The sequence below is a fragment of the Microbacterium sp. CPCC 204701 genome (assembly GCF_004010105.1).
In the GTDB taxonomy this organism is placed as follows: Bacteria; Actinomycetota; Actinomycetes; order Actinomycetales; family Microbacteriaceae; genus Microbacterium.
The window spans coordinates 1-8,376 of sequence record NZ_RRYE01000111.1 but is presented as its reverse complement, the minus strand read 5'-3'; the positions used below and the strand labels follow the sequence as shown (position 1 = coordinate 8,376).

Annotated in this window: 9 protein-coding genes and 2 pseudogenes; 3 read left to right on the top strand and 8 right to left on the bottom strand. The window is 70.6% G+C overall.

Annotation, left to right across the window (positions count from 1 at the left end; translation table 11 throughout):
- The 3 genes and pseudogenes from EIO58_RS08770 to EIO58_RS08760 all read left to right on the top strand — a co-directional run.
- Nucleotides 1–398, top strand: a pseudogene (locus EIO58_RS08770) (alpha-mannosidase); the annotation flags it as partial.
- Nucleotides 395–2,245, top strand: coding sequence for a hypothetical protein (locus tag EIO58_RS08765; RefSeq protein ID WP_127819210.1), 1,851 nt, complete (start codon nucleotides 395–397; stop codon nucleotides 2,243–2,245). The pseudogene EIO58_RS08770 and the gene EIO58_RS08765, both read left to right, overlap by 4 nt.
- Before the next feature lie 88 nt (nucleotides 2,246–2,333).
- Nucleotides 2,334–3,062: an alpha/beta fold hydrolase gene (locus EIO58_RS08760; RefSeq protein ID WP_127819209.1), complete on the top strand. Its 729-nt coding sequence runs from the start codon at nucleotides 2,334–2,336 to the stop codon at nucleotides 3,060–3,062.
- Between the two features lie 83 nt (nucleotides 3,063–3,145).
- On the opposite strand, the gene EIO58_RS08755 is transcribed toward EIO58_RS08760, so the two are convergent.
- The 8 genes and pseudogenes from EIO58_RS08755 to EIO58_RS08725 form a co-directional block, all read right to left on the bottom strand.
- Nucleotides 3,146–4,186, bottom strand: coding sequence for a Gfo/Idh/MocA family protein (locus tag EIO58_RS08755; protein ID WP_127819208.1), 1,041 nt, complete (start codon nucleotides 4,184–4,186; stop codon nucleotides 3,146–3,148).
- Complete coding sequence (locus tag EIO58_RS08750; RefSeq protein ID WP_127819207.1) at nucleotides 4,183–5,190, bottom strand: Gfo/Idh/MocA family protein; 1,008 nt, start codon at nucleotides 5,188–5,190, stop codon at nucleotides 4,183–4,185. The genes EIO58_RS08755 and EIO58_RS08750 overlap by 4 nt, the downstream gene beginning before the upstream one ends.
- 378 nt (nucleotides 5,191–5,568) lie before the next feature.
- Nucleotides 5,569–5,697: a hypothetical protein gene (locus tag EIO58_RS19510; protein ID WP_274543204.1), complete on the bottom strand. Its 129-nt coding sequence runs from the start codon at nucleotides 5,695–5,697 to the stop codon at nucleotides 5,569–5,571.
- 1 nt (nucleotide 5,698) lies between these two features.
- On the bottom strand, nucleotides 5,699–6,466 hold the full coding sequence (locus EIO58_RS08745; protein WP_127819206.1) for an ABC transporter permease: 768 nt from the start codon (nucleotides 6,464–6,466) through the stop codon (nucleotides 5,699–5,701).
- Nucleotides 6,466–7,269 (bottom strand): ABC transporter ATP-binding protein, encoded by an 804-nt coding sequence (locus tag EIO58_RS08740; RefSeq protein WP_127819211.1) that lies wholly within the window; start codon nucleotides 7,267–7,269, stop codon nucleotides 6,466–6,468. Before EIO58_RS08740 ends, EIO58_RS08745 begins: the two co-directional genes overlap by 1 nt.
- A gap of 2 nt (nucleotides 7,270–7,271) precedes the next feature.
- Complete coding sequence (locus EIO58_RS08735; protein ID WP_127819205.1) at nucleotides 7,272–7,652, bottom strand: DUF1048 domain-containing protein; 381 nt, start codon at nucleotides 7,650–7,652, stop codon at nucleotides 7,272–7,274.
- Nucleotides 7,652–8,017: a PadR family transcriptional regulator gene (locus EIO58_RS08730; protein WP_127819204.1), complete on the bottom strand. Its 366-nt coding sequence runs from the start codon at nucleotides 8,015–8,017 to the stop codon at nucleotides 7,652–7,654. Before EIO58_RS08730 ends, EIO58_RS08735 begins: the two co-directional genes overlap by 1 nt.
- 162 nt (nucleotides 8,018–8,179) lie before the next feature.
- Nucleotides 8,180–8,376: pseudogene (locus EIO58_RS08725) on the bottom strand (squalene cyclase); the annotation flags it as partial.

Here is an 8,376-nt window from a genome sequence, read left to right as displayed (position 1 = left end):
AGCTCCTCCCGCACGCGGGCGACTGGCGCGCAGCGCAGCCGACGCGGCGCGCCGCCGTGCTCGGGGCTCCCGTGCGCGCGCAGCTCGAGTCGTTCCACGACGGCGACCTCCCGCCCCGCGACAGCTTCGCCGACGACGGCGCCGGCGCCGTCATGGTGACGGCGATCAAGGGGAGCGAAGACGTCCCCGACGGTGCGCCCGCGGACCTCATCGTCCGGGCCGTCGAGACGCGCGGCGAGCCGGGGAAGGCACGCCTCGAGCTGCCGCTGGTCGGCCGCACGATCGAGGGCGATTTCCGGCCGCATCAGGTGCGCACGTTCCGGGTGCCGCTCGACCCCACCGCCGACGTCGTCGAGGTCGACCTGCTCGAGTGGCCGCTGGGCGAGCAGCCGACGTGAGTGCAGCGTCCGGCACGTCGCCGGCGGCGGCGATCCTCGACGCCGATCCCGGCGACTTCGAGATCGAGCTCCGCCCCGACGGCGATCGGCACGTCGTCGCCGTGCGGTTCACAGGCACGCGGCCGGTGGAGGCTGCCGTCCGCGTGACGGTCGCCGCAGGGGGCGCGAGCGACCCGTGGTGGCTCATCCCCGGCCTTTTCTACGGTGAGAACCGTCCCGCCGCGAACGACCGGCTGTATCCGCGGTTCGAGGCGGGCGCCGGCAGCGCGGAGCAGCACGCGGCCTTCGTGAGCGACGAGTGGCACTTCCGCTCGGATCGTGCTGCCACGCCCGTGATCTTCACCTGGCCCGCACCCGGCGCGCCGGGTCTCGCGCTTTCTGCCGAGCCCGTCACCCCGCTCGGACTCACGGGCATCGGCTTCGCCCTACGCGACGGGGTCGCCGAGCTCAGCGCGACCTTCCCGGCGCGCGAGGTCCCGGTGACGTACTACGGCGACGGCACGCCGCGAACGGCGGAGGTCCAGCGGCACCGCTTCGAGCCAGGCGACGCCATCGAGCTCTCGGTGCGCGTGCATGCCCTCGGCCCGGACCGGCACGACTACGCGCGCGTGCTGCGCGGCCTGCGCGAGGCATCCGTCGCCGCCTCCCCCCTGCGTCCGTGGATCGACGTGCCGACCGCCGCCGTCCTGAGCGCCGACGGCCTGCTGCGCTGGCACTACGACCCCGAACCGGGCGTGCTGCTCGAGACGGTGGGCTTCGACCGCGAGGTGTCGGGCCGCGACGGCACGTCCGTCGACCGACAGGCCATGCACGTGGGGTGGGTGTCGGGCATCCCCTGGGCGTACGCGATGCTGCGGCACGCCGAGCGGACGGACGCCCCTCCCCTGCGCGACGCCGCGGTGTCGGTGATCGACTTCTGCACCGCGGAGCTCGCGCCGAGCGGCACGCTGTGGGGCGTCTGGTATCGCGACAGCGGCTGGACCCAGAGCTGGACGACCCGCGAGCGCGGCCTCCACAGCCGGACGCTCGGCGAGGCGACGCAGTTTCTGGTGCGCGCACTCGCCCTCGAGGACCGCGAGCAGTGGCGCCGGGCGGCGCGCTCGAACCTCGATGTCGTCGTCGCACGGCAGCGCGACGACGGCAACCTCGGCAGCATCCACCACGCCGAGACGGGCGACGTGCTCTCGTGGGACGGCACAGCCGGGCTCGCGTGGGTGGGCGCCCTCGTCGAGGCCGCGGACTGGGACGAGCGCTATCTCCCGTCCGCCGAGCGCGCGGGGAGGTACTACGCGCGATTCGTGCACGACGAGTACCTGCACGGCGCGCCCGAAGACGTCGACCTCGCCGTCACGAGCGAGGACGGCTACGTCGCGGTCATGGCGTACATGGCGCTGCACCGCGTCACCGGCGATCCGGGGTGGCTCGATCTCGCCCGTCGCGCCGCGGACTTCGCACTGACGTTCCGCTACACGTACGACGTCGAGTTCGCGCCGACGTCGATGCTCGGCATCTTCGACTTCGGCACGCGCGGTGCCGACCAGGCCTCGGCATCCAACCAGCACCTGCACGCCTACGGGCTGATCTGCACGCGCGAGCTGCTCGATCTCGCCGACGCCACTGCCGATGGGCACTACCGCGAGCGCGCCGTCGAGACCCTCGCGTGCTTCCGGCAGTTCGTCGCCCGGTTCGACGGCGACTTCAACGCCTACCGCGGCATGGTGACCGAGCGGTACTACCAGACCGAGTGCTTCCAGCCGAAGGGCATGCTGCTGACCCTCTCGCACGCGTGGAGCGCCGGCGTGCTGCTGCTCGGCTGCGAGGACGCCCTGGCCGCCGGCGCGGCCTGAGCTTGCACAGTCAGTACCGGGAAGCAAGCCCCTCCGGCGTGCCAGGTCGGCGGGCCAGCATGACTTCTGACCTGCGAATGGAGGTGGGATGGACGTCATTCTGGTTCCCGGGCTGTGGATGGGCGCATCGGCGTGGCACGACGTGGCGCGGCTGCTGAAGGCAGCCGGGCACTCCCCTCACCCCCTCACGCTGCGGGGTCTCGACTCGCGCACGGCCGACCGCAGCGGCACGATGCTCGCCGACCACGTCGCCGAGATCGTGGGAGCCATCGACCGGTGCGCAGGCAGCGTGGTGCTGGTCGGACATGCGGAGGCGTGCGGACTCGTGCACGCCGCCCTGAACCGCCGCGTCGAGCGCGTCGCGGCGGCCGTGTACGTCGGCGGGCTCCCCAGCGCCGACGGCGCTCACGTGCTCAGCGGCTTCACGCTGGACGCCCGGGGCACCACCACCAACACCGCCGGGTACCGCGTGGTCGACCCGAGTCTCTCGGAATGGCACGACCGCGTCCGCGAGAACTCGGCGCACGTGCTCGATCAGGTGCAGAAGCTCGCCGACCAGCGGCGCCTCGGCATCCCGGTGACGGTGGTCGCCACCGAGTTCACCGCCGACGACGTGCGCCGCTGGCTCGCTGCGAACATCGACCCCGCACGCGAGGTCGCGCTCATGAGCGACGTCACGCTCGTCGACCTGCCGTCGGGGCGGTGGCCGCAGATCGAGCGCCCGGACGAGGTCGCGCGCGTCATCCTCGACGCCCTGCCGGTGACGGATGCCGTCACCTCGAGCGAGCAGTCCGCTCCTCTCATCCCCCGCCGCTGACGCCTCGGTCGTCGGCGACCCCGCGCCGATGCAGACCCGAGGAGCGACGACGACCGGCCCGTCGAGCCGCGACCGAGCGAGGGTTACGCGTGCACGGACGCCTTCGAATCGGAGCGCCGCACGTCGGCGATCGAGCCGGTCGTCGCCGACTCGTACGCGGCGAGGATGACTCCGAGCACGTCGATGCCCTCGACGTGCGTCTGGATCGGGCGACGACCCTCGAGGATGCATTCGGCGAAGTGCGCGATTTCGGCCGCGAACTCGTGCACCGGCTCGAACGCGACCGTGACCGGCTGTTCGCCGCGCACGCGCGAGACGAGCGTCGTGCCGTCGGAGCTCAGCGACCCCTTCTCGCCGACGAGCGAGAACTTCTCGGTGCCGACCGCGGGCTCGTACGCCCAGCTCGTGGTGACGTGGCCCACCACGCCGTTGTCGTAGCGCACCAGCACCTGCGCCGAGTCCTCGCCCTCCATGAACTCCAGACGGTGGCGCGAGAGCATCGCCGCCACCTGCACCGGAGTCCCGCCGGCGAAGTGCTGCAGCAGGTAGAGCGGGTGGTAGCCGGTATCGATCAGCTCGCCGCCGCCTGACGACGCGGCCCGGGCGCGCCAGCCCATGCTCTCGAGCGTGAAGTCGTTGTAGAAGCTGTCGGTGGTGCGCACCTCGTACACTCGCCCGAGGGCGCCGCTGTCGACGAGCTCCTTCGCGGCGGCGACCGCCGGCTGGAACAGCTGGTTGTGCGCGCACATGATCGTGATGCCATTGCGCGCGGCGGCCGCGGCGATCTCGTCGGCCTCCTCCAGCGTGAGGCACAGCGGCTTCTCGCACAGGACGTGGAGTCCGGCATCCGCCGCCGCGATGACCGCGTCCGCGTGCAGGTGGTGCGGCAGGCAGATGTCCACCGCGTCGAGGCCGCCCGCAGAGATCATCTCGCGGTAGTCGTCGAAGATCCGCGCGTTCTCGTCGTCGCCGCTCCGCTTCTCGGCGCTCTCGCGCACGGGATCGGCGATCGCGGCGAACTCGACCGTCTCGGGGTTGCGGCGGTAGCCGGCCACGTGCGCGCCGGCGATGTCGCCCGCCCCGATGAGTCCGATACACACCTTGCGAGCGTCCGTGGCGGTCATGAGCGTCCTTCCGGTTCGAGTCCGACCGCTGCGCCGGTCGCGGCGGCGGTGTTGGCGGCGACGACGAAGCGCGTGAGCTCGATCGCCGCGCGCACGTTGTCGGCGGGGTCGGCGGCGCCGCGCATCGCCTCGACCCACAGGTCGAACGGCGTCTGGGCCGGGTCGCCGAGCGCGACGGGGGCCCAGTCCTCGCCGAGCTCACCGCCCTTGCCGATGAGCTCGTCGCGCCCGAAGCCGAACAGCAGTGAGCCCTTCGTGCCTCGCAGCTCCAACGCGAATGCTCCGGGCGTCGTGACGAAGCCGGCCTCGGCCACGCCGAGCGCGCCGCCCTCGTACTGCGCCACCACGACGGCGTTGTCTTCGACCGCATGGTCGGTGACGCGGCCATAGCCGGCCGTGATCCGAGACGGGCGTGCGCCGAGAAAGCGCTGCACCAGGTACGCGGGGTGGCAACCGAGGTCGGCGAACGCACCGCCGATCGCGGCGACAGGGTCGGCGAACCGCTCGGGGAGCCAGCCGCCGAGCCATCCGTCGTGCGCCATACGCACACGCGCGTAGGTGATCGTGCCAAGGGCACCTGCGTCGACGAGCGAGCATGCCGCGACGATCTCGCGCTGCGACAGCCGGGGCAGCGACACGACGAGGGCGACACCGGCCTCGCGCGCCTGGACTGCGAGCGCCTCGCATTCGGCGACGGTCGGCGCGAGCAGCTTCTCGGTGAAGACGTGCTTGCCCGCGCGGATCGCCCGCGAGATGACCTCGGTGTGGTCGGCGGTCGCGGTCGTCACGGTGATCGCCTCGACGTCGGGGCGCGCGAGCAGGGCATCCAGGGACTCCGCCCGCTCGATGCCGAGGCGCTCCGCGCCCTCCGCCGCGAGCGCGGGATCGGCATCCCACCCGGCGACGACGCGCGTGCCCGCATGCTCGGTCGCATCGCGGGCGTAGTCCCCCGCGTGGACGTGCCAGAATCCGGCGATTCCCACCCCGATGACGTCGTTGGTCACGCTGTGCACTCCTCTGTGTGTGGCGTCGCTCCGTCAACGTGTGGCAACGTTACCAGATCGTCATTGCGGCATCCTCACCCCGGTTCAGGTGTCGAGACACGCGGAGGCACAACGTCGATACCGCGTGTCGCGCCACACCTGTACGCGCCGGAGGTCGCTTTGACAAGCCCCTCGGAGAATCCGGGCGCCTCGGTTTGGCTGGACGGCCGAACCGCAGACACGACCCGGAGGCCTCGTGAACGCATCCCGCGCCGACGCGCCCCTCGACGCTCCGTCCCCCGGGGACGGGCCGCTCGAGGCCGACGCACGCCCCGTCGCTTCCCCGCGGCGGGCCGCTGCCCGCGCGATCTGGCCGGGATCTGCGGCGCCTGCGCTGACCTACCCCGACCCGCCGAGGCCGTTTTCGCCGTCGACCGGGGAGTAGGCGTCCGTCGGCACGCGCGGAAGCCCCGCGGTCCCTGGCAGGCCGGGGAACGCGGGGCTTTCGACCGTGTCGCGGAGCGTCACGTCAGCTGATCTTCTTCCTGTAGATCGACATCGCGATGAAGTAGGCGACGACCAGGATGCCGACGCACCAGGCCAGCGCGACCCACAGGTCGGCACCGACCGGCTGCCCGGTGAAGATGTCGCGCAGGGAGTTGACGATCGAGGTCGCCGGCTGGTTGTCGGCGAACCACTGCACCGGCGCCGGCATCGTGTCAGTGGGCACGAACGCCGAACTGATGAACGGCAGGAAGATGAGCGGGTACGAGAACGCGCTCGCACCGTCGACCGTCTTCGCCGCGAGGCCCGCGATCACCGCGACCCACGTCAGCGCCAGCGTGAACAGCACCAGGATGCCGATCACGGCGAGCCAGTCCAGCACGCTCGCTCCGGTGCGGAACCCCATGAGCAGCGCCACACCCACGACGATCGCAAGCGAGACGACGTTCGCCACGAGCGAGGTCAGCACGTGCGCCCACAGCGAGCTCGACCTGGCGATCGGCATCGACTGGAATCGCTCGAAGATCCCGCCCTGCAGGTCGAGGAACAGCCGGTACGCGGTGTACGCGATGCCCGACGCGATCGTGATCAGCAGGATGCCCGGGAGCATGTAGTCGATGTACGAGGTCTTCCCACCGAGGTCGATCGCGCCGCCGAACACGTAGGTGAACAGCAGCATCAGGGCGACCGGGGTGACGGCCGTGGTGATGATCGTGTCGGGGCTGCGCATGATGTGGCGCAGCGAGCGGCCGGTGAGGATGGCGGTGTCGCCGAAGAAATGCGTGGTGGACATCATCGCTCCTTCGTGGTCTGTGCGGGAACGGCGGCCGCGTCGTCGGCGTCGGTGTCTCCGGTGATGGCGAGGAAGACCTCCTCGAGGGTGGGCTGCTTCTCGACGTACTCGACCTTCGCGGCCGGCAGCAGCTGCTTCAGCTCGGCGAGGGTGCCGTTGACGATGATGCGGCCCCGGTGCAGGATCGCGATCCGGTCGGCCAGCTGTTCCGCCTCGTCGAGATACTGCGTGGTCAGCAGCACGGTCGTGCCGTTGTTCGCGAGCTCTTTGACGGTCTGCCACACCTCGATCCGCGCCTGGGGGTCCAGGCCCGTGGTGGGCTCATCGAGGAAGATCACGGGCGGGTTGCCGATCAGGCTCATCGCGATGTCGAGCCTGCGGCGCATGCCGCCGGAGTACGTCGACGCCTTGCGGCCTCCGGCTTCGGTCAGCGAGAACCGGGCGAGCAGGTCGTCGGCGATCTTGCCGGGGTTCTTCAGATGACGCAGCTGCGCCACCAGCACCAGGTTCTCGCGGCCGCTGAGCATCTCGTCGACGGCGGCGAACTGTCCGGTGAGGCTGATCGACTCCCGCACGTTCTGCGGCTGCGACGCGACGTCGAACCCGTTGATCCGTGCGGCGCCGCCGTCGGCTTTCAGCAGCGTCGACAGGATGCGGACCGCGGTGGTCTTGCCTGCGCCGTTCGAGCCGAGCAGGGCGAAGATGCTGCCCCGCGCGACGTCGAAATCGACGCCCCGCAGCACTTTCAGGTCCTTGTACGACTTCTCCAGGCCCTTCACCTGAATCGCCGGAGCTGTGGCGATGGTCACGAGTCGGTCCCCTTCTCCTCTGCGCGCGCGGCGTCGTCGACCGCCTTGTTCAGGCGTGCGCGCTCCTTGTCGATCCACTGCTTTCCGCCGTACGCCGCGGCGAACGTCTCGGCGAACTCGGCGGGGTTGTCGCCGACGATCTCGCGCACCGGCGTTCCATCGGTCGCGGCGCGATCCCACAGATCGGCGAAGTCGCCGAACATCGTCATCATGGTGTCGCCGTCGTCCATGCCGCCGGCGTACATGAGGTAGCGCTCGGTCGCCTTCGCGACACTGCCGTACGGCTCCGGCAGGGCGTTGATACGCGCCTTGTACTGCCGGTACTGCTTCTTCTGCTCGAGCGAGCCCGTCAGGAACTCGATCCACTTGGCGGCCATCACTTGTCTCCTTCTTCGGTGTGGTGTGCGGTGTCGTGCGTCGTATCGGTGCGGAGCTGGTCGATGCGTCCTGCCAGGAAGCTCCACGTCCTCCAGAACTCTCTGAGCTGCTCCCGCCCCTGCGTGTTGAGCGAGTACACCTTGCGCGGCGGGCCCTTCTCGGAGGGGATTTTCTCCACGTCCACCAGCCCCCTCTGCTCGATCCGCACGAGCAGTGCGTAGACCGTGCCTTCGACGATGTCCGAGAAGCCCTGCTCCCGGAGTCGCGCCGTGATCTCATAGCCGTACGCCGGTCGCGCGGCCAGGATCGCCAGCACGATGCCCTCGAGTGTGCCCTTGAGCATCTCCGTCATCTGGTTTCCCACCGAGATCACCTCCCTCACTAGTCGGTATTGCTGAGTACCACTAAACGGTAACACTAAGTACCGGTACTTGGCAACACTGAATAGCGGGCGGTCTTCAGAGCACGACGAAGCCGGGACGGATGCCTCGGCCTGCGGCATCCGTCCCTTCCTGCACGCGGTGGGTCAGTGAGTGGCGGCGTCCCACCAGTTCAGGACGCGCATGCCGATCAGCGTGAGCCACCGCGACGGATGGCCCTCGTTCACGTCGACGGCGAACCACGTGCGCCCCGGCAGCGGCGCCGCCTGCAGCCACGTGCCGTCGGGCTGCCGCGCCGCACGCACGGCGTCGACGGCGTCGGCGAGCCGAGGCTCGCGCGACG